The organism is Bacillus salitolerans (assembly GCF_042680805.1).
In the GTDB taxonomy this organism is placed as follows: Bacteria; Bacillota; Bacilli; order Bacillales; family SA4; genus Bacillus_CJ; species Bacillus_CJ salitolerans.
Map to the genome: position 1 here is coordinate 113,693 of NZ_JBHUEM010000020.1, position 20,977 is coordinate 134,669.

Sequence of the window (20,977 nt, forward strand, 5' to 3'; positions counted from 1 at the left end):
AAATAGGATCTTTGTTTGAGACAAAGGTCTTATTTTCTATTTACTTTTACAATTACCGAAAAAAGTGTCATTTCTAAATGACAAATTGATCAGGGGAGCTGGTAGCATGGCTGAAAAAAATTCTTTACTAGAAGTGTATAAGCAAACAAAAGGCCAACTAGTCGGTCATGGACCTCGAAATATTCAAATTTTGCAGGATGCTTTTCTTAACGTTGACTCAGGATTAGAAAGTGATATGTACGGAACTGGAAAGGTAATTGAAAACTTTCAAGCTAAGATGGCTCAGTATTTAGGTAAAGAGGATGCAGTGTTTTTTCCAAGTGGAACAATGGCTCAACAAATTGCTCTTAGAGTATGGTGTGATGATAGGGAGCTCCAAAGTGTTGCTTATCATCCATTAAGTCATCTTGAAATTCATGAAGAAGACGGACTCAAAAAACTTCATCATATTAAAACGATATTACTTGCAGACAAAAATAGGGTCATAGAATTAGATGATGTTAAAAGTTTACAAGAGGATATTGCATGTCTACTACTAGAACTACCACAACGTGAAATAGGTGGTCAATTACCAACATTCGAAACACTAAAAGCGATTTCTGAATATTGTCGTGAGAGAGGAATAAAACTGCATTTAGATGGAGCAAGGCTCTATGAAATTTTACCTTATTATAAGAAAACAGCAATAGAGGTTTGCGAGCTCTTTGATAGTGTTTACGTCTCTTTCTATAAAGGTATAGGTGGGATAGCTGGAGCTATTCTTGCAGGCGAACATTCTTTTGTTAAAAACTCTAAGATTTGGAAAAGGCGATACGGTGGAGATTTAATTAGTCTATATCCTTACATTATTAGTGCGAATTATTATTTTGACGATAGAGTAAACAAAATGGAACGTTATTATGAAGATGCAAAGGAACTTGCAAGTTATTATAATAAATGCTACGGAATCACAACAGTACCGGATATTCCAATGTCAAACATGTTCCATGTTTATCTCAACTTTCCAAAAGAAAAAGTAGAAAAAGTTCTAATTAACATATATGAAGCAACAAATATTGGGTTAACTGGTCGAATAAATGAACTTGATGAGCAGTCATGTTATTTTGAAGTAAGTATTGGGGATCAGTATTCTACAATAAACAAAACTGAAATTGATACGGTATTTAGTCTTCTCAATAAACAATTAAAGGAAATTATTTAATTATTTGTAAGGGGCTGTTTAATACAGTTCCTTCTTTTCATTTCAAATTAAATTAAACCTCTTTGTTTGAAAATCGTCTCATGACCACATTTAGAGCAATAGTGAGCATCTCTTTTATTATTTGCCCCACAGTGATGCTTACTCTTTCCTCTTTTAGTATCAGCACAATAATTCATTAATGGAGCGCCACATTTAATGCAATATTTATCTTTATCATCTGCAACATGTGAGCATCGAACACATTTTATTTTTTCTTTTTCGTCTACCATATTTATCACCTAATTGTTAAATATTCGTTACATCCCATTGATCGTAACTTTACGATTATGAACAGGAGCGTCCACTAGATCATCATCATAAATGATTCCATTATTTTGGGGAGCAATGGATTCACCAACAAATATACTATTGCCGATATTCTCTTTTTCTTTTGATGACCACCCTGGTTGGTTATTTTCGCCAACAGAAATTGTAGCGTTTGTATTCACTGCAGTAGCCTTTATTCCAGCAAAGGCAATATCTGATTCCGTTTGGCTTGAAACAGATTTATTAACTAACACACTGTTATCTTCCATTGGAGAATCAATAATATCATCATCAGAGACGAAAGAAAAAGTATTTTTTACTTCTGCTTGGTCACCTATTCTACCAAGTCCTAGATTATTCTTCAATTGTGAACTCCATCCATTTGCGATATTTAGCTGAGAAATAAAAATACCTGATGACGTATCAATGTTTTTTACATTGATATCACCAAATTGAATATGAGCTTTCATTATACATCCCCCTTACAGCTGTTGATTTTGTGTGGACGGAGTAAAATCGTTATCACTTACAGGCATATCAACCACATCATTGTCATTAATGTTTGCGACATTAAATGGCGATAAGGAATTTCCATAGTATTGACCATTTCCGTTATTGCTTTTAGTTTGTGTGTCCCAGCCGGGCTGTGAATTTTCACCAACAGAAATTGTTGTATTTTGATTTTGAGAATTTACGATAATCGAGACAAAGTTAATCGATATAGCCATATTAAAACCACCCTGAAATTGATAGTACTATATTATGATTAAGACCGTAAAAATGACATGGATAATGGCCAAATTATGTCCATTATTTTGATTGCGTCAGTAATGAATCAGATATTTAGATCAATCTCAGTCAGTTGTAGATCATTCGCTTTTTGTAATTTGATTTGTAATATCCCATCTCTGTATTGCAACTTCGCACCTTTTTGTTTTACAACTGCTGGAAGTAAGACTTGATGCTGATCCCCGACTTCAGGTACATTCTTTAATGTTAATTGATTCGAGTTGTATATAATTTTTCCACCCAGTAAGTCTTCTTTTTCGTCTATATAAAAATGAACATATATTTCTTCATGTGCTTCAAATATTTTGGTTAGAATCTCTTTATTATTTGATGAAGTTGTTTTATTTTCTTTTTGGGGGGGCTGGTGTTTATAATTAGTTGGACGATCAGTTGAAAATGGAAAATGATCAGCCATCACATTATTGACGAATCCCTCTATATCTTGTGGCTTCATGTTTACAAGCTGTTTAATATAGTCCTTATAATTTTCTTGATTACCCCAAGGGAACATAGTTAAGAACTCCCTTCAAATGAATTACAATTACGATTAGGTTTTTGCATAGTAGTATATGTAAATGTTTAGGGATTGTTGATTTCCTCCGAATTGTTATGTCGTTTAAGTAATGCAAAGGTAAATGTTTAGTACAGTACCAAAAGCTAACGTGAAGAAAAAAATGTATACAACTTAAAAGCATTACAAATGAATTAATGTTTAATGGGTGTAATCAGTCGAGATTTGTATTGAGAGTATGTTCGTCCTTTTTATGGAACTACATCACTCAAGTCTGCTTTTGAAGTAAAAACATCCTTTCCAATTGCAAGAAGGAATCTGTTATTGTCAATCTTTCTTTTTAGTATGGTGTCAATTGGGATCAAGTATATCTTGTAGTAGTTAGGATATTGTCTTATTGTTAGAAAATACCGATTCGATGGTGAATTTTTTAAAATGTCATGTTTAACTTTCCATAATAAAAAATATAGTAGCATTGGAATTACGACTTTCTATAAAATGAGAGGAGAGTTTTTTTAAGATAATTAGAGCTAAAAGCGAAGAGCATGTTATTACGTGAAGAAAAACTCTTTATCCGAAAAGCGATTAGTAAGCATAATAGTATAAATGATGTTTGTACATATATGTTTTGAAATAAATTATAAAAGAGTTAGCGGGGATAAGAATTGAGAGAATTTATTAAAGAAATATCTGATCATAGATTTCATGGGTATGAATATGGAACAAATCTACGACCAACAGTCGTGTTGTTACATGGAATGACTAGTGATACAAACTCTTTTCATGGTTTAATAGAGTTTCTTAAGGACGATTTTCACATTCTTACGCTTGACCTACCAGGTCATGGTGAAACTCCACCGCTTCTAACGGAAAAGGATTATCATTTTTCTTCCTTAGCCGAAAAAATATACAGTGTAGTACAAGAATTTACTAGGTTACCTTTTTTTCTATTAGGTCATTCATGGGGAGCCGACCTGTCCTTACACTTAGCTGCATTATACCCGGATAAAATTAAAGGAATGATTCTATTGGATGGAGGATATGTATTCCCTGAACATACCGATTTATCTTTGAAGCAGGCTTTAATAGGCTGGGATGAATATTATCATTCTACTGTCTTTGAATCTTGGGATCTTGTTAAAAAGTCATATCAGGAATATACAACCAAAATCTGGGATGAACGACTCGATCAAACTGTATCCTCCAATTTTATTAAAGCCGATGGTAAGTATCAATTAAGAGCAAACAAAGAAAGCTTGCTATCAACAATTAAAGCATTTTATTTTCAACCATGTTCAAGTACTTTTCACCTAATTCATTGTCCAGTCTTACTTATACATGCTACCCTTCCTAAAAAGGATCCGTCAAGGGAAAGAGGGATTGAGGCAATTAGGAAAGGCATTGGGCACATAAGAGTGGTGGGGATACCAAATACAAAACATAATCCTCATTGGGATGTACCTGAGCTTATAGCATCTGAAGTTATGAAGTGGAAATCAAGTCTATTTATATAGTAAATGAATGATGTGGGTTAAACCATATAATAGTATGTCTAAATAACACCCTTCAATGGAGCATGAATATATTACATTATATGCCTACGAAGAAGGGGGAAGTTGTAGATGATCATTCGACTTGCAACTCCAAATGAAATTCCTATCATTAAAAGCTATGGAAAAAAAGTACAAGAGGAGGCGACAGTAGGATATTTAACACAGAACGATGAAATCCCAACTAAGGAAACATACTTTTGGGGGGAAAGTTATTATTTTGTTCTTGTCAATCATGATCACATTTGTGGTTGGGTTTTAGTGGGGGATACGTATCACCCATTTAAACAAGAGCCAACAGGCATGATCATTGAGTTATATGTCCTTCCAAACTATCGAAATTATGGCTTTGGACAACAATTAATGGCTGCAGCTCTTAAGCATTTTAAATATAAGGGGTATAAAACGGTACAATTAAATGTATTTGCAGGTAATCCTGCTAAGAAAATGTATGAGAAATTAGGGTTTAGAGATGTATCAACAGCAATGGAAATTCACTTTTAAAGGCAGGAATATATATTTCCTGCCTTTTATTAATTCAATCTAATGAACAACCATTACAACTCTAAGACGAAAAGAAAAGACAAAATCTACTAATAGTAGTAAGTATCTAACTTACATAGTTAACAAAATCTACATCGACAAAGTCATCATAAAAGTTGGGAAAATTATAGTGTTTTGGATAATGGAGCGATATTATGTACTGAAATTTTCCCAATACAAAGTACATTTTCTCCGTGCTACGATGAGAATGAAAATTCTGATTATCATATTTATCAGATTTTCAATCTACGTTAAATAGTAGATTACTAAAATTTAAAGAGGAGAGGATAATCTATGAAATGTTTAAAAGGAGTAGGGTGTATTATGATGGCAATGATGCTACTTATACCGATGTACTCAATGGATGTAGGAGCATCCGCTGAAAAATCAGAAAAGTTAAGAGTACTAGTTCAGTCTGTTCATAAAAATGAATTAAAACAAGCAAAAAATAATTATGGCGTTAGATGGGAATTCGAAAAAGAAAGTTTTACGACTGACGTTACGGAAGCACAATTTAATGCATTACAAAAAAATAAAAATCTTACAGTTGAATTAGTTGAAGAAGTTACGTTAGATTCCAAACCAGGTTCTTCTACATCTAGTAGAGCAGTACCTAATGATCAGACACCATGGGGTATGGAAGCAATCTATAGCGATACTACGATTACTTCAACCACAGGTGGTAGTGGCATAAAGGTAGCAGTTCTAGATACTGGAGCGCATACAAGCCATGCAGATTTAGCCAATAATGTCGAGCAATGCCATGATTTTAGTCAAAGAAAATCGAATTTAGTTAAGAATACGTGCAGTGATAAAAATGGACACGGAACACATGTTGCTGGAACAGTTTTAGCAGACGGTGGCTCAGATGGTTTTGGGATTTATGGAGTAGCACCAGAGTCAAAATTATGGGCATACAAAGTATTGAATGACCGAGGTTCAGGATATTCGGATGATATTGCGGCAGCAATTCGCTTTGCTGCAGATGAATCAACTCGTTTAGGGGTGAATGTTGTGATATCCATGTCCCTCGGTTCAAGTGCTAAGTCATCTCTAATTGCAGATGCTGTAAGTTATGCTTATAGTAAAGGAGTACTGGTCGTAGCAGCGGCTGGAAATAGCGGTCCTAATGCAGACACAATCGGCTATCCAGGTGCTCTAACAGATGCTGTTGCAGTTGCTGCATTAGAGAATGTTCAAGAAAATGGTTCATATCGAATTGCTGATTTCTCATCTCGTGGAAATCCAGATACGGATGGAGATTACCTAGTTGTAGAGAGAGATGTTGAAGTTTCAGCTCCTGGTCGAGCTATAGAATCAACTTGGTATGATGGAACGTATAATACGATCAGTGGAACATCAATGGCAACGCCTCATATATCTGGATTAGCTGCAAAGATTTGGGCAGAGAATCCAAGTTTAACAGCAGCACAATTGCGTACTGAACTTCAAAACCGAGCTAAACATAATGATATTTTAGGTGGATCAGGAGCAGGTCTGGGAGACGATTATGCCTCAGGTTTTGGTTTCCCAACAGTGAGATAAATAGATGGAAACAAAAACCTACTGGATTATTCCGGTAGGTTTTTGTTTTCAAGCAACTTATCAGGAAACGAAATGAAGAAACACAGGTCTCTACATCTTTTGCTCTCATACAAAAATGAAGATCTTAGAAGATTAAAACGAGGTTGAACCTACTGGTGGATGAATCGGATCCACTGATTCCACTTGATTAATTCCCTGTTCATCATAAGATAAGTTCGTGATATTCCCAAGTGTGATTAAACAAACAATAACTAATGCGAATTTAATTTTTTTCATACTGCATGATCCCTCACTTTTTTTTATATTTATATAGAGCTAAATTAGCGTACTCCAGATATTTAATTTTTTTTTGTAAATCCTGTTTTTCCTGATAAAAATGAATAAGTTTCGTACAGTACAAAACCATATCTTCAAATAAATGATGGGCTTCTAATGGAGTAAAGCCTCTTTTTTCAATAAAATTTGCAAAATGATTTATGGATAAGCTAAGGTGCTGTTGTTTATATAAATATTTGATTTCGATCCTAAGATTACCTTCCTCTTTAGCTTTTATTATTATTTGCTTTATTAGTTCAACCGAGGTTTCTGTTTCATTTTGAGATTCATAGATTTCGGCTAACTCACATAAGGAAGGTAAGTAAGAAACTCTAGCTTCTTTTGCAGCTTGAATACTTTTTTGTAGAAGAAAGACCGCTTTCGAAAATTGTTTTTGCGCTTTTTTTAAGATGGATAAGTTATGTGAGTTGTACGCTATATTTTTTAAATCGTTTATACGAGTGGAGTTGGTTAGTAGTAGTTCATAGTAATGCTCAGCTTCTAATAAAGCACCTATTCGTTGATAGTTAATAGCAAGGATCATTTGGGTATGAATTTTCCGGGTAAAGTTATTATAAATGTCATACTGTTCAAGTGCTTTATTACTATATAAAATAGCAGCACCAGGATTATGGGTTAGGCTCATACATAAGGCTAAATGGTAATAAAAATCACCAAAATGCTGAAAAGACTTATCTAACAGTTTGGAGAACAATTCCAATGCTTTTTTTAATTGACCTTCTAGAATAAAGTATATAGCATCAAAGTAAGAAAAAAGAACACTCTCGATTTGGGAAAATTTTTCACAATTTCGAAGTAATTTTTTCCTTAATTCGATATATTTTTCACTGTCCTGAATAAATAGATAGTATCGATACGAGATTATTTCATTCAAATGATTAAGGCCAATTAGAATTAGTTTTTCATTATTTCCTTGAATAATTGAGAATTTTTGTTTGGCACTTTCATAATCTTGATACACGATGGTTTTATATAGCTCATCCAACAATTTTTGGAAAAAATTGATTTCATTTTGGATTTTATTAAGATCAATATCTAATCGTTGCAATAGAAGGGTAATTGTTTCCTCATTATATTCTTTACTCCCATTTTCAATTTTGGAGAGATGGGATATTGAGCAAATCCCACTAGCGAGTTCTTCCTGTGTTAATTGTCGTCCCCTACGATACCCTCGAATAATGACACCTATATCCACTAGCTCACCTCCTGAAAACTACCTCATATACATAATTATACGCAATTATCTGAATTGCACAATTATAGTTGAGTGGTTTAGTTGGAATTAGGAAAAATGAAAGATAAATACGGAATTGGAAAGTCTAATCCTTCCATATTTATCTTCCAATAGTCACATACTTCTTTCAGTGAAAGTAGTGATATTGACTGATATTGACTTATACACTATAGGTTACTTACAAATATTAACTTTGAATTGTAAAAATATAATATAATCAAAGTAGTATTATATAGATTAGGAGAAGTCATCATGTACCAAACATTTTCTAATAAGGAGAAAATTATACAAATTTTCATTCTTATTGTTCCAATTTTGATTACCCAGCTAGGTATGTTTTCGATGGTTTTTTTTAACACCATTATGACAGGGAGATACAATGCTTCAGATTTAGCAGCGGTGGCAATAGGTTCAGCGATCTGGAATCCTATTTTTATTGGTATAAGTGGGATTTTACTAGCTGTTTCTCCTATTGCTGCTGAGAAGTTAGGTGAAAGAAGGAAGAGAGAGGTTTCAGCTGTCGTAACACAAGGCATATACTTGTCCATTATTATTTCAATAATTGTTATTGTTATTGGTATAGTTCTGCTAGACCCAATCCTTACATTTATGAACTTAGATCCTTTAGTAAAGGACATTACATTTCAATACTTAGTAGGTTTGAGTTTTGGGATCTTCCCTCTATTTCTATTTAATGTCTTAAGATCTTTTATTTATGCCCTAGGTAAAACTAGAGTCGTAATGATCATCATGATATTTTCTCTACCTTTTAATTTTTTATTAAACTATCTATTCATTTTTGGTAAATGGGGATTTCCTGAACTTGGTGGGGCAGGAGCTGGGTATGCGACATCCATTACATATTGGATTATTGTAGGATTTACGGCGATGATAATCAAAACAAGAGATCCATTCTCAACCATTTTTATCATTTCAGACCTTAAAATCTTTTCATGGGAAAAATGCAAAGAAATTCTAAGGATAGGTATTCCAATGGGTTTATCAAGTTTCTTTGAAACAAGTATGTTTGCGATTGTTACAATCTTAATAAGTAAATTTACAATTGTAACAGTTGCAGCCTACCAAACAGCCTTGAATATTGTGTCATTTTTATACATGATTCCGATTAGTATTTCGATGGCTATCACTGTTTTAGTTAGTTTTGAATTAGGTGCAAAACGATACAAGGATGCGCAAATATATAGTTGGATAGGTATAAATCTTTCTTTATTTATCGCCCTTGTTACAGGATTATTAGTAGTTATTTTTAGGTATCAGGTTGCTGGTTTCTATTCTAGTGACCAAGCAGTGATCCAGTTAGCAGCGCACTTTTTGATTTATGCGTTATTTTTCCAGCTGTCTGATGCCCTACAAGCTACTGCACAGGCTGCACTGCGCGGATATAAGGATGTAAATATTGCATTTGTGATGACACTCATTTCTTACTGGGGCATTTGTTTGCCACTTGGCTATGTATTAGCAGAGTTTACAACACTAGGTGCAGATGGATATTGGATAGGCTTAACTGTCGGTTTATTTGCAGCGGGACTAGGTCTTTCATGGCGTCTTTTGTATATTCAAAAGACAAAGTACCATTATTTAAACGAAAAGATGTGAATGAAAGAAAATAAACAATAAAAACATCGGGATTAAAATCCCGATGTTTTTTACAGTAGTTCTGAAGCATACTGATTTAATTTCTTACTCATTTTCTATAAATGATAGTTTAGTATAGTTAGCTTATCAGAAAGAAAAAATTAAAAATTTTTGATGTGTTAGCTTTTATACTAGTATTGAATAGCCTAATTGTAGGATTAAAAGTACGGTGATGACTCTCAGAATTATCTTTAGATGGGTGTTCTTAAGTTTGTATGCAAATCGAACAGATAATTGAGCTCCTAAAATGGAGCCGGTAGTTAAAAATATGGCAAGTTTCCAATCTATTAGTCCAGATACGAAGTAGGAAGCAGCTGCACCTAAACAACTTAGGAACGTAAGGAATCTAGTTAAAGCCATTGCTTTCATAAATGAAAAACCATGGTTTAAATATGTGTACATTTGAAGGGTCGCTTGTCCAGGTCCAAACATTCCATCGTATACGCCGATTCCGAATATGATTGGATGCATTCGAACTGGGAGTTTTGTATTCATTGTCATTTCTTCTTTCGGTTTTTTTAGAAAGCTTATTATCAGTGCAAAAAATAATAGGAATAGGGCAATGATTGTCATCAAACTTTCTGAGATAGATTTTGTGATGAAACTACCTGTGATGCCCCCAGCTAGACCAATTGGTGAAAGAACTAGTACTGTTTTAAGGTTGATTTGTTTTTGCTTTAATAAGACATAAAAGCTTGAAAATGAACTGAATGTGTTTGAAAATTTATTGGTTGCAATAACTGTATGTATTGGAATTCCTAACATCAATAAGCTTGGCATACTAATGAGTCCACCACCACCGGCAAGAGTACCGATAAATGTTCCTGCAAATCCGATTAAGAAAAATTGTACCTCTGTCATTGTTATCACCAGCATTCTAAAAAATGTATGATCCGATTCATATAACCTAATCGTAACGTAAGACTACTAATAAGGAAATGTTGTAATTATTATCAAATCGCATAAGTTAAACTTATTATTAAGGTGACAGTATATCAATTTATAATTGAGCTCTTTTTCTACTATTATCTGGCAGTTATCAACTGGTGGGAGATAGTTGGATTACGATATAGTAGAATGTAGAATAGGTAAAATTAACTTATATTCCTTTATAACGACTTCTTTATACAAATGAAGAATAAGGGACAATAAACTAGAAAAAAATAAGCCCATGAGATACTTTCTAATGTTACCATTATTTTTTCTATTTTTTGTATTGCCTACAGATATACAGGCTGAGGAAATCATTAAAGTAAGACTTGTGAATTATGTTGGGGATCCTACAAAGATTACACTTGAGATGAAAGGAGACTATGTTTCATTAGATCCAACTTTAACATTAATTGAAGGGGTAAAGTATGCATTGTTTGTAGACAATGACCATCTCACCTTAGTTGGAGGGGGAGATACACAGATAATTGTAGACTCATTGGTACTTGTTCCAAGAACCTATAATGAACAACATCAAATTCTAGTTAATGATCGCCCGTATCTTGGTGCTATTGAATTCAAGATAGAACAAGATCATATCCGTCCGATTAATCAACTTCCTTTAGAAGATTATTTAAAAGGAGTTGTACCTTTTGAAGTTTACCCTTCATGGGGAATAGAGACACTAAAAGCTCAAGCAATAGCAGCGAGGACTTATGCTGTTACCCAATTAAAGCAAAATATAGATGATACGATTCAGTTTCAGGTATACGGAGGTTTCGACTGGAAGCCGAATACGTCTAAAGCTGTGGATGAAACGAAAGGTGAAATTATAACCTATCATAATAAACCAATTGAAGCCTTTTATTCCGCTAGCAATGGAGGTAAAACGGAAAGTAACGCTCATGTTTGGGGGGGGAAATCCATTTCCTACTATCCAATTAAGGATGATCCATATGATCCTACTCATCCTTGGGAGTTTGTTCTCCATAAACACCAACTTGATCTAGAGAGTATAAATTGGGACCATCAACAAATGTGGGAATCACTGCAAGAAAAAGATAAGCAAATCACAACAACAATGAAAAGATGGCTAAACAAAAATGGCTATGTAGGAGAGATTAAAATAATCTCTATCCCAACCTTTACGGTTTCTGATAATAGATTAAATTCAAAAAGAGCCACACATGGGAGTCTAACCATCGAGTTTCTACAACAATTAATAGAGGGAACTGTCTTATATAATCAACTAACACTTCATAATGTTAAACTCAATAAAATAAGGCCGATTATTGGAGGGACGGTATTTAAAAGTTATTTTATTGAGTCATTGAGTGAGACAAATGGAGTTTACACGATGAACGGTAACGGTTATGGTCATGGAGTAGGCATGAGTCAATGGGGAGCCAACACGATGGGACTAAAAGGAAAACCATATAAAGACATTTTGCAATTTTATTTTCCTGGTACAGAGATTAAACATACTAGTGAACTTGGTAAACAAGAAACAAGGGAAGGTAGCTAAAAATAAACGGTTCCGTTTCGATGGAGAAACATACGAAATAGAATTTTATAAGAAGATCAAATCGCATATGATTTGGTCTTCTTTTTCCTGTAAGTTAATAAAGTTTCTGGTGTTTAGTTTATACAATGTTACGTCTGGAACTAGCTCCAGCGCACAGCCACTCGAGGTCAAGTAAGCTGTCATGAATTAATGGGAAAACTACCCTTTTTCATGAAAGAACATTTGCTCTGCCTGAGGCTAAACGGGCGCTTGCGCCTTTTGTACTTATGTTGGATAAACGGTACAGTCTTTTATCACTTCATAGTAGACACATACTGTATAGCAAGGTCTTCGTAAACTATTGATATGTCTATACCTATAACAACAATAATAAAATGCAGTAATTAAGGTAATTATCATGTGGACTATTCATTCTATCCTATACAAAACTTTTAAAGACGCAGTTATAAAGATTAATTGTAAGTGAAACTTCTAACAGAAATGATATTGAATTATGAGATATCCAATTTCCCTAATGCGCCTATGAAGCTCGTAATAAAGTGCTTTTTAACGAAAAGATTTACACTTGACAAGTGCTGCTATTCTGCGTTACTATATACCGGTAATTAGTATTACTTAATACTTGTGGTACAGAGTACTGAAAACTTGAAGAAGCCGCATTAAAGTATTTACTGGCAACGAAGTAGCAGCCCTCTAATTGCCTCGTCATTGATGCAAGATCGTGGGTTGATTAGCCTCAACGATGTGATAAATAAAAACTTTGCTGAACAGCTTCGTATCTTAAAGGAGGAGACTACAATGAATTTTTTAGAAAAAATAACCGGTAGTGATATGACTAAAGAAATGAAAGGTTTTGAAGCACGAGCAACAGTCTTGCCAGCTGACTATCAAACTGCTTGGAAAGAAATTACAAGTAATCTCTGGATTTACGGAGATTTCACCGGTCGTAATCTGATGCCGATTCTTGACAGTGCCCTTGAACTGCTTGAAGTTACGTCAGCAGACGGCCAGAGCGTCGAAGAAGTACTAGGAGATGATATTAAAGGCTTCTGCGCAGCACTTGTTGGTGACGAAGGCGCAAAAACTTATAGAGATAAATGGCGTGACCAACTTAACAAGAACGTAGCAAGAAAATTAGGAGGACTGAAATGAGTATCAAAAAAATGATCGAAGAAAAAAAAGAATGGAGAGCCCATGTTTCGCGTGTCAAAGATCTTCCACAAGATTACCAAATAGTCTATAAAGAGATCCAAAAATATCTCTTTAAAGTCGGTTCTGTTGAGCTAAACGAAGGTATCGGACTGCTTACGGAAATTCTCAGCTTCTTTGAAGAAGGGGCTTCTGCTGGGAAAGGTGTACTTGAAGTCACAGGAACAGACGTTGCTGCTTTCTGCGATGCACTGATTGAAGATTCAAAAACTTACGCTGATCTCTATCAAGAATCGGTCAATCAAAAAGTTGATAAGACTATGAAAAAATAGAAGGAACATAGTACTTGACTGTAAAATTCTATCGAACTTTTCCCTAATTACTGAACTTACCTCCCAAACTCTAAAGTATGTTCGAGTTCGAGAAATGTCGGAAATAAAAGAAAGAATATAAATGGAAATAATAATAAAAGTTAAGGATAATTCAAAGAAAAAGAAGTCCTCAGAGGCTGAAAAGCGTGAGGGTGAAATAACCATCCAAATCAATCATATTAATATTTATCAATTTGGAAAAACCGAAAAACGGTACTTATATTTAAAAAATGAATTTTAATGTTGAACAATTCAATATAAAAACAGTAACGCTTGGATATAAAATCCAAGCGTTTTAAGTTTGTTATTTTGTACTGTTATTTGAGGAGTGAAGATGTCTGTGTGTTAGTATGAACTTTGATCTTTTTTTTAATTATTTGCCACAGTATCGAAACCGTTTTAGCTAAAGAAGCAGCTTTATTTTATTCTTTTGGATTTTGGTAATTATACATTAATCGGTTGACAGGTGTAAAACCTTCTGGGGTATAAAATCTTAATAAATCTCTGTTTACAAGTCGGTCGCTCAGTTCAAGTTGATATTTCACCTTACGTTCCATTTCGCTTAGTAAATCATTTCGTATGATTGGATACCCTGTTGCAGTATCGTAAAATTTATTATTTACTCTTGTGAAATTAGGGCTGACAAAATTACCATTTCGAAAAGGTATCAACTCCCGGTGTTCACTAGAAAAGAGATCTGTACCAAACAGTACAAACTCTTTTGATTCAACTCCTAATAAATGAAGAAGAGTTGGAAGTAAATCGATTTGGCCGCTAAAGTCATGCATGAGTTCACCTTTAACACCAGGGATTCTAATAAATAATGGTACTCTTTGTAGCTGTGAGAAAGTAAAGGATGTAACTTCTTCTCCTAGTACGAGCTCCATCGCTCGTTTATGGTTATCAGAAATTCCATAATGATCACCATATAATATAATGATAGAAGACTCATAAAGTCCATTTTGTTTTAATTGATTAAAAAATTGTGAAAGTGCTTCATCTAGATAACGAGCGGTTTGAAAATAATGATCAACCGAGCGATCTCCAGAATTATATGGCTGAATTGTAGCCTCTTCTTCAGCAATAGGATAAGGATAATGATTAGATAAGGTTATAAGTTTTGCATAGAATGGCTGTGACAATTCTTCTAAGAATGGCATTGATTGCTTGAAAAATGGTTTATCCTTTAAGCCATAGTTTACTACGTTATCGGGTGCCATATCGTAATAGCTTGAATCAAAGAAGTGGTCATAACCAAACGATTTATATATCACATCTCGGTTCCAAAACGATTTATTATTTCCATGGAAAACAGCTGATGTATACCCATGTTGTTTTAATATAGCCGGAGCAGCTTGATACGTATTTAATCCCTTTGTTGTAAAAACAGCCCCTTGAGGAAGTCCATACAGTGAATTATCTATTATAAACTCAGCATCTGATGTTTTTCCTTGCGCTGTCTGATGGAAAAAATTATCAAAATAAAAAGTATCTGATTCCTTTTTTAAAGAATTTAAGAAAGGAGTTACTTCTTCGCCATTAATTTTGTAATCAATAATAAAGCTCTGTAAGGATTCTAAATGAACATAAATAACGTTAAATCCTTTTCCAACTCCAAAGTATGTAGGATTTGGTTCAGCATGAATTGAGTTTGTGTAATGAATGATTTCCGTAATATCATCGCTCTCAGCCATAGCACGTTGTGTAGAGGTCAACGTGCTTTGAACAACATCATAAAAAACATAATTGTACATACCTAAATATTTTACGATATAGTTTCGATCAAACATTCGTTTAAGCAATTGTGGACGGTCCGATTCAGCAAGTCCAATTGTTAGGCTAATCAATAAAATGGCTGTAGCGAATATGGTAATTTTATTAGACCGTTTAAAGGACCTTTTGGGGAAACCTTTTAACTGACTTGTAATAAGAACAACCCATAAGAAAGTATCAATGAAAAATAGCGGATCATATGGATTGGAAAGAGCAAAGATACTTCCGCCTAAATCATGAAAATTCTTTGTCTGAAGCAGTGTAGGTAACGTTATGAAATCACTATAAAAACGATAATATAAAACATTTGCATATAAAATAAATGAGAGTAGAAATTGTAACAATAAAAGCATTTTTACAAAGTATTTATCTTGTATTAAGAATGAAATGCCTAATAGTAGTAAGATAGATCCAAGCGGATTGATGATAACAAGAAAGATTTGTGTTTGATTATTTAAATCCAGATTAAATTCACCAAACTGTGTAAGCACTGTCTTGAACCACAGCAAGAAGGAGACCCCAAAAAAGAGGTAAGATGGCTGGTTCAATTTGTTATGAATTGTTTGATAGAGCTTCATTCCTTCACCAACTTTATAAGTGAACTTATTGAACTATTTCATCACACTACTAATTTTAGGTTGTCCCTTTAAACAGCATTTATGAAATTATATTATGAACACGTACAATATATGAACCAATAGTATTTTTTGTAGAAAAAATTGGATAATTCAATAAAACGTTGTAAACATTAGGATTATCAATTAATTAAGGTGTGGGAAGAGTGAAGGAAAATTTGTTACCGATTAGTGAGAGAAGGCTTATCTTTATGGCATTTATCATTATGAGCTTATATTTATCTCCATTGTATATTTTAGGTGAGAATGCTCATATTAGAGTCCACGACAACTTAGATTCTAATTTAGCATGGTACAAGGTTTTAAAAGAAAGTGGCGAATTATTTGGTTCACCTGAAGCAACGATCCCACAAATCATAAATGGTGTTCCAAGGAACGCTTTTGGAACAGAGTGGAGCGGAATTGTTTGGCTACATGTACTATTTCCAACTATGGTCGCTTATGCATTAAGCCAAACCATTACAAGGGTATTTGCATTCATTGGTATGTATCTTCTATTAAAAACACACTTTCTTAAAGACCAAGAATGGAGTTACGTAAGAGTTGGAGTAGCCCTAGCATTTTCCCTTACACCTTTTTGGCCGTCAGGGATGTTAAGTACTCTTGGAATGCCATTAGCCCTATGGGCCTTTCTCAACATAAGAGCTCATCAAAATACTTGGAAAGACTATGTAACATTAACTCTTCTTCCATTTTACTCAAGTATCGTACTAGGATTTTTCTTTTTTTTATTCGCTATGGGGGCACTTTGGCTGGTTGATTTACTACGTTTGAAACGATGGAACCTTAAATTTCTAATTTCAATCTTTTATATGACCTTTATCTATTTAATGGTTGAATACCGTTTAGTATATTCGTTCTTATTTTCAAGTGAAGCAAATAGTCGTGATGAATATTTCCATGCACGACTTTCATTATGGAGGTCTATACGTCTTACTTTTAAAAATTTTGTGTTAGGTCATACACATGTAATGACCGTTCATGGGTTAATCATTTTACCTGTTACCTTTTTTGCTTTTTACATTATTTATAAAAACAGACTTTGGATAAAGGAAAAACTGTTTATCTATTTAATGATCCTAAACTTCATCCTTTCAACTTGGTATGCGTTTTGGTTTTACAAAGGATGGTTACCTTTAACAGAACGTTTCCATTTCCTTGATACATTTAATTTTGCTCGGTTTCATTTCTTACGACCATTAGTTATTTATGTTGGATTCGCTCTAGGTTTAGCGATTATTTGGAAATATGCCTATCAAAGTAAAAAGCTAGTTGTCTTTTTTTTAATTGCGCAGCTCTTCGTGTTGGGATTATTCAATGATGAGATAATTTATAGAAATAAACCTTCGGTAAAAGAATTTTATGATCCTAAATTATTTGAGCAGATTGAACAATACATCGGACTTCCAAAAGACGAGTACCGAGTGGCTTCCATTGGACTTCATCCAGCTGTATCACAATATAATGGGTTTTACACATTAGACACATATAACAATTTTTATCCACTATCGTATAAATACAAATTTCGAGAAATATTTGAAAAAGAGTTGGAAAAAAATAAAAAAATTAGAGAGTATTTTGATGAATGGGGAGGACGTTGTTATATTTTTACAGATGAATTAGGAAAACATTATATGTTTTCAAAGAGGACGAAGAAAAAGCTTGAGCATCTTGAATTGAATATGATTCCTTTTAAAGAGTTAGGTGGGGCATACATTTTTTCAACAGTTCCGATATTAAATGCTGACGAAAACTTCCTTACTTTAGATTCTACATTTATTTCTGAAACTGGCTATTGGAAAATCTACTTATACAAAACGATGTAGTAATAGGAGGGAATAGAGTGAACACACCGTTACTAACCGTTGTCGTTCCATGCTATAACGAAGAAGAGGTCCTTCAAGAAACAATGAAACAATTACTGATGTTACTCGAAACCTTGGTAAATGAAGATCTTATTCATGAGGATAGTAAGCTGTTATTTGTAGATGATGGAAGTAAAGATAAAACATGGTCAATCATTTTTAAAGCAAGTATTTATCATGAAAAAATAAAAGGGCTAAAATTATCTAGGAATGTTGGCCATCAAAATGCACTACTTGCTGGGCTATCAACGGCAAAGAGATTTGCTGATTGTGTAGTTTCCATTGATGCAGATCTACAAGATGACATATACGTAATAAGAGATTTTATCGAAAAGTTTCATGAAGGCTATGATGTCGTATACGGTGTAAGGGATAATAGGGAAAGTGATACATTATTTAAAAGAAGTACAGCACAAGCATTTTACAAGTTAATGAGGAAGATGGGAGTGGACATTGTTTACAATCATGCTGACTTTCGATTAATGAGTAGACGAGCATTAGATGAGCTTGAGCGGTTTAATGAGGTGAATATCTTTTTAAGAGGTATTATCCCATTAATTGGATTTAAGTCAACATCTGTCCTCTATAAAAGAAAAGAGAGGATGGCTGGAGAATCGAAATACCCACTTAGGAAGATGCTTTCTTTTGCATTTGATGGGATCACTTCTTTTTCCACTAAGCCGATCCGATTTGTACTTTTGCTTGGATCTCTATCCTTTTTTGCAAGTGTGTGTTTTGGACTATATTTTTTATTTTTAAAATATTTCGGTACCACGGTTTCAGGATGGACTTCCCTTATTACCTCAATATGGTTAATTGGAGGACTACAATTAATTGCAATAGGTCTTGTGGGTGAATATATCGGTAAAATTTATAAAGAAACAAAAGGGAGACCAAAATATTCGATTGATATAGACTTATTAAATCTGCCACTTTCGAATCATTTGTTAAGTATAGGGGACGATGAAGGAGATTTTGCTTCCTTAAACCTTGCTAACCATCGGATTAAGTGAAGTAATTTTGAGAATCGCCTAAAAAAAAAGTAAATGATCTTTTACTGTGAGATGGTTCTCATAACTCTTATCAAGGGGTGGGAACCATTTTGATTTTTATCACTATCTTGGCGGTAGACAACTAATATGGGAAGTGTAGGAGTTTTTATTAGGTCCATAGAAGAGGGGAGCGAATGGACAAAGCAAATATGAGAACTGTACTAGTTACAGGGAGTGCGAAGTTGGTCAGAAGGATAAAATCAAATAGTAGAAAAATTTCTTTGCTATTCTCATGGTGGAATGTGGACAAACCGAATAAATGATACCAGCCCAATTTTAATAGGAACATAAAATAGTTTGAAACCTTGCAACACCTTCAATCGTAAAGAAATTGAAATGATCTTTTGCCTAAAGATAGAATAGGAGTGAGAATACTTGGAGAGAAATGAAACAGAGTGTAAAAAATGTAACGGGAAAGAATTTGTTCAAGGAACAGATTTTGTAAACCTTCGTCCATTAAATAAGAAGATGTCATTTGGTTGTGAAAAGATCTACACGGTTTGTATTAAATGTGGAGAAATTGAGTCGATAAAAATTATCAATCCTGAAGAGCTGAAATAGTGATAGATACAGTATGGGATTATGAAAGCAATTTTATAGAGTGTTTTGGAGCTAAAGGTAGGGACAGCGGTTTATTTCCGCTGTCCCTGAATCATTACTTTAATAAATCATGATCAACGTAGCGTTCACCATTCAATTCACTTATGATATTGATAGCGACAGCCGCGCCATTTCCAGCTGTAATAATCGTATGAACACTTACACCAGCTGTAGTACCAGCAGCCCAGATACCATTGACATTAGTTCTGCCATCTTTATCTACTTCAATTATTGATTTTATTCTCGGTTCTGTACCAGGTATGATATTTAAACCAACTTTCTCAGCAAGATCTGTAATAGCACCTGTAGCAATGAGGACATGTTTTGTCTCATATTTATTATTATCGCTTTCGACAATAAAACCTCCGTCCTTTGGGGTAATAGTTAAAACGGATTCTTCCATAATTTCTGCGCCAAACTTTGTTGCCTGTTTTTTACCTATATCAACAAGATCAGGTCCAGATACCTCTAACAGTCCGTAATGGTTTTCAACCCATGCACGTTTTGTCATGCTTTTTTCATTGTCTAAAACTAATGTTTTTTTTCCAGCCTTTGCAGAAAAAATAGCTGCGCTTGCTCCAGCAGGGCCGGCGCCAATAATTACGATATCGTACATTTTTTATACCTCCATTATCTGATATTGTATATAAAAATAGAAGAAGAGTTGTTCTTCTATTAATATAAGTTGTTATAGCAACTAATTGTGCCGTTAGTATATTAGAGACATTGAACGTTTGTATTCATCTTGTTTAGAATTTCTTCTAATTGAGTAAGCTCTTCTTTAGAAATTCCTTTACAAACAACATCATTAAATTTTTCTGCAATGGGAATAACTTTTTCACCAAGGTCCTTACCAGCCTCGGTGAGATAGAGTCTGACAGAACGACGATCATTATTGCAATGAATTCTTTTTATAAAACCTTTACTTTCAAGATTTGATGCCATTCTAGCTATATTGGTCTTATCTTTGTGTAGGCTCTCGACCAATTGATTTTGTGTTAATCCATCTTTTTCCCAAAGGAGCATCATAATTAAGTTTTGCTCGGGTGCAAGATTAAAGGGTTCTAACTTTGATTTAATAAAGCCCGTTAAACAAAGGTCGGTTTTATGTATTTTAATGCTAATATAATCTTGAAAGGATAGCTTCAATAGAATCCCTCACTCGGCTAAAAAATAGTTGCTATACATACTAAATAAGTATAGGTAATTTAAATCCGACTGTCAAATTACACAAATATATGCTGTTCTAAACCAGGTACGTGTCAATCATAAGCAATTTGAGAAAATTCATATGATAATTGAGTAACAATGAATGCCACGTTTTCAACAACCAGTCCAAGGTAACTATGGTATTATGAAAAGAAAAAATACTATTAAACTAGTTAATGATAAATGAAAAGTATGTT

General features: G+C 33.9%; 21 protein-coding genes. 11 read left to right on the forward strand and 10 right to left on the reverse strand.

Annotated features, from left to right (window positions below; genetic code table 11):
- Nucleotides 1–106: 106 nt before the first annotated feature.
- Entirely contained in the window at nt 107–1,201 is a 1,095-nt protein-coding gene (locus ACFSCX_RS12195; RefSeq protein ID WP_377928519.1) for a threonine aldolase family protein, read from the forward strand.
- A 47-nt stretch (nt 1,202–1,248) separates the two neighbouring features.
- Here the strand turns inward: ACFSCX_RS12195 and ACFSCX_RS12200 are convergent, their stop codons facing one another.
- The 4 genes from ACFSCX_RS12200 to ACFSCX_RS12215 all read right to left on the reverse strand — a co-directional run bounded on the left by ACFSCX_RS12200 (nt 1,249) and on the right by ACFSCX_RS12215 (nt 2,807).
- Complete coding sequence (locus ACFSCX_RS12200) at nt 1,249–1,470, reverse strand: hypothetical protein (RefSeq protein WP_377928520.1); 222 nt, start codon at nt 1,468–1,470, stop codon at nt 1,249–1,251.
- A 27-nt stretch (nt 1,471–1,497) separates the two neighbouring features.
- Nucleotides 1,498–1,977, reverse strand: a complete 480-nt coding sequence (locus tag ACFSCX_RS12205) for a hypothetical protein (protein ID WP_377928521.1) — start codon at nt 1,975–1,977, stop codon at nt 1,498–1,500.
- A gap of 12 nt (nt 1,978–1,989) precedes the next feature.
- Complete coding sequence (locus ACFSCX_RS12210) at nt 1,990–2,235, reverse strand: hypothetical protein (protein WP_377928522.1); 246 nt, start codon at nt 2,233–2,235, stop codon at nt 1,990–1,992.
- A 107-nt stretch (nt 2,236–2,342) separates the two neighbouring features.
- The gene (locus tag ACFSCX_RS12215; protein WP_377928524.1) at nt 2,343–2,807 is read right to left on the reverse strand and encodes a hypothetical protein; all 465 of its coding nucleotides are present in this window, start codon (nt 2,805–2,807) and stop codon (nt 2,343–2,345) included.
- Between the two features lie 665 nt (nt 2,808–3,472).
- Here ACFSCX_RS12215 and ACFSCX_RS12220 point away from each other — a divergent pair.
- The 3 genes from ACFSCX_RS12220 to ACFSCX_RS12230 all read left to right on the forward strand — a co-directional run bounded on the left by ACFSCX_RS12220 (nt 3,473) and on the right by ACFSCX_RS12230 (nt 6,445).
- Complete coding sequence (locus ACFSCX_RS12220) at nt 3,473–4,321, forward strand: alpha/beta fold hydrolase (protein WP_377928525.1); 849 nt, start codon at nt 3,473–3,475, stop codon at nt 4,319–4,321.
- Between the two features lie 108 nt (nt 4,322–4,429).
- Nucleotides 4,430–4,861, forward strand: coding sequence for a GNAT family N-acetyltransferase (locus ACFSCX_RS12225; protein WP_377928526.1), 432 nt, complete (start codon nt 4,430–4,432; stop codon nt 4,859–4,861).
- A gap of 333 nt (nt 4,862–5,194) precedes the next feature.
- Entirely contained in the window at nt 5,195–6,445 is a 1,251-nt protein-coding gene (locus tag ACFSCX_RS12230; RefSeq protein ID WP_377928527.1) for a S8 family peptidase, read from the forward strand.
- Nucleotides 6,446–6,577: 132 nt separating this feature from the next.
- Here ACFSCX_RS12230 and ACFSCX_RS12235 read toward each other — a convergent pair whose 3' ends face one another.
- Entirely contained in the window at nt 6,578–6,721 is a 144-nt protein-coding gene (locus ACFSCX_RS12235; RefSeq protein WP_377928528.1) for a hypothetical protein, read from the reverse strand.
- 13 nt (nt 6,722–6,734) lie between these two features.
- Nucleotides 6,735–7,976, reverse strand: a complete 1,242-nt coding sequence (locus ACFSCX_RS12240) for a helix-turn-helix domain-containing protein (protein ID WP_377928529.1) — start codon at nt 7,974–7,976, stop codon at nt 6,735–6,737.
- Between the two features lie 291 nt (nt 7,977–8,267).
- Between ACFSCX_RS12240 and ACFSCX_RS12245 the strand changes: the two genes are divergently transcribed.
- Entirely contained in the window at nt 8,268–9,632 is a 1,365-nt protein-coding gene (locus ACFSCX_RS12245) for an MATE family efflux transporter (protein WP_377928530.1), read from the forward strand.
- A gap of 165 nt (nt 9,633–9,797) precedes the next feature.
- Here the strand turns inward: ACFSCX_RS12245 and ACFSCX_RS12250 are convergent, their stop codons facing one another.
- Nucleotides 9,798–10,532: a sulfite exporter TauE/SafE family protein gene (locus tag ACFSCX_RS12250; RefSeq protein WP_377928531.1), complete on the reverse strand. Its 735-nt coding sequence runs from the start codon at nt 10,530–10,532 to the stop codon at nt 9,798–9,800.
- Nucleotides 10,533–10,857: 325 nt separating this feature from the next.
- Here ACFSCX_RS12250 and ACFSCX_RS12255 point away from each other — a divergent pair, with 325 nt between their 5' ends.
- The 3 genes from ACFSCX_RS12255 (at nt 10,858) to ACFSCX_RS12265 (ending at nt 13,607) form a co-directional block, all read left to right on the forward strand.
- Nucleotides 10,858–12,126 carry a SpoIID/LytB domain-containing protein gene (locus ACFSCX_RS12255; RefSeq protein WP_377928532.1) on the forward strand — a complete coding sequence of 423 codons (1,269 nt, stop codon included), beginning with the start codon at nt 10,858–10,860 and terminating at the stop codon, nt 12,124–12,126.
- Between the two features lie 798 nt (nt 12,127–12,924).
- Nucleotides 12,925–13,278 carry a DUF1048 domain-containing protein gene (locus ACFSCX_RS12260; RefSeq protein WP_377928533.1) on the forward strand — a complete coding sequence of 118 codons (354 nt, stop codon included), beginning with the start codon at nt 12,925–12,927 and terminating at the stop codon, nt 13,276–13,278.
- On the forward strand, nt 13,275–13,607 hold the full coding sequence (locus ACFSCX_RS12265; protein ID WP_377928534.1) for a DUF1048 domain-containing protein: 333 nt from the start codon (nt 13,275–13,277) through the stop codon (nt 13,605–13,607). Before ACFSCX_RS12260 ends, ACFSCX_RS12265 begins: the two co-directional genes overlap by 4 nt.
- 461 nt (nt 13,608–14,068) lie before the next feature.
- Here ACFSCX_RS12265 and ACFSCX_RS12270 read toward each other — a convergent pair whose 3' ends face one another.
- Nucleotides 14,069–15,997: an LTA synthase family protein gene (locus ACFSCX_RS12270; protein ID WP_377928535.1), complete on the reverse strand. Its 1,929-nt coding sequence runs from the start codon at nt 15,995–15,997 to the stop codon at nt 14,069–14,071.
- Nucleotides 15,998–16,245: 248 nt separating this feature from the next.
- Here ACFSCX_RS12270 and ACFSCX_RS12275 point away from each other — a divergent pair, with 248 nt between their 5' ends.
- The 3 genes from ACFSCX_RS12275 (at nt 16,246) to ACFSCX_RS12285 (ending at nt 19,532) form a co-directional block, all read left to right on the forward strand.
- Nucleotides 16,246–17,880, forward strand: coding sequence for a DUF6044 family protein (locus tag ACFSCX_RS12275; protein ID WP_377928790.1), 1,635 nt, complete (start codon nt 16,246–16,248; stop codon nt 17,878–17,880).
- Nucleotides 17,881–17,897: 17 nt separating this feature from the next.
- Entirely contained in the window at nt 17,898–18,932 is a 1,035-nt protein-coding gene (locus ACFSCX_RS12280; RefSeq protein ID WP_377928537.1) for a glycosyltransferase family 2 protein, read from the forward strand.
- Nucleotides 18,933–19,346: 414 nt separating this feature from the next.
- Complete coding sequence (locus ACFSCX_RS12285) at nt 19,347–19,532, forward strand: hypothetical protein (protein WP_377928538.1); 186 nt, start codon at nt 19,347–19,349, stop codon at nt 19,530–19,532.
- Between the two features lie 94 nt (nt 19,533–19,626).
- Here ACFSCX_RS12285 and ACFSCX_RS12290 read toward each other — a convergent pair whose 3' ends face one another.
- Together ACFSCX_RS12290 and ACFSCX_RS12295 are read right to left on the reverse strand one after the other, a co-directional pair.
- Nucleotides 19,627–20,187 (reverse strand): FAD-dependent oxidoreductase, encoded by a 561-nt coding sequence (locus ACFSCX_RS12290; RefSeq protein ID WP_377928539.1) that lies wholly within the window; start codon nt 20,185–20,187, stop codon nt 19,627–19,629.
- A gap of 101 nt (nt 20,188–20,288) precedes the next feature.
- Entirely contained in the window at nt 20,289–20,720 is a 432-nt protein-coding gene (locus ACFSCX_RS12295) for a MarR family winged helix-turn-helix transcriptional regulator (protein ID WP_377928540.1), read from the reverse strand.
- Nucleotides 20,721–20,977 lie beyond the last annotated feature (257 nt).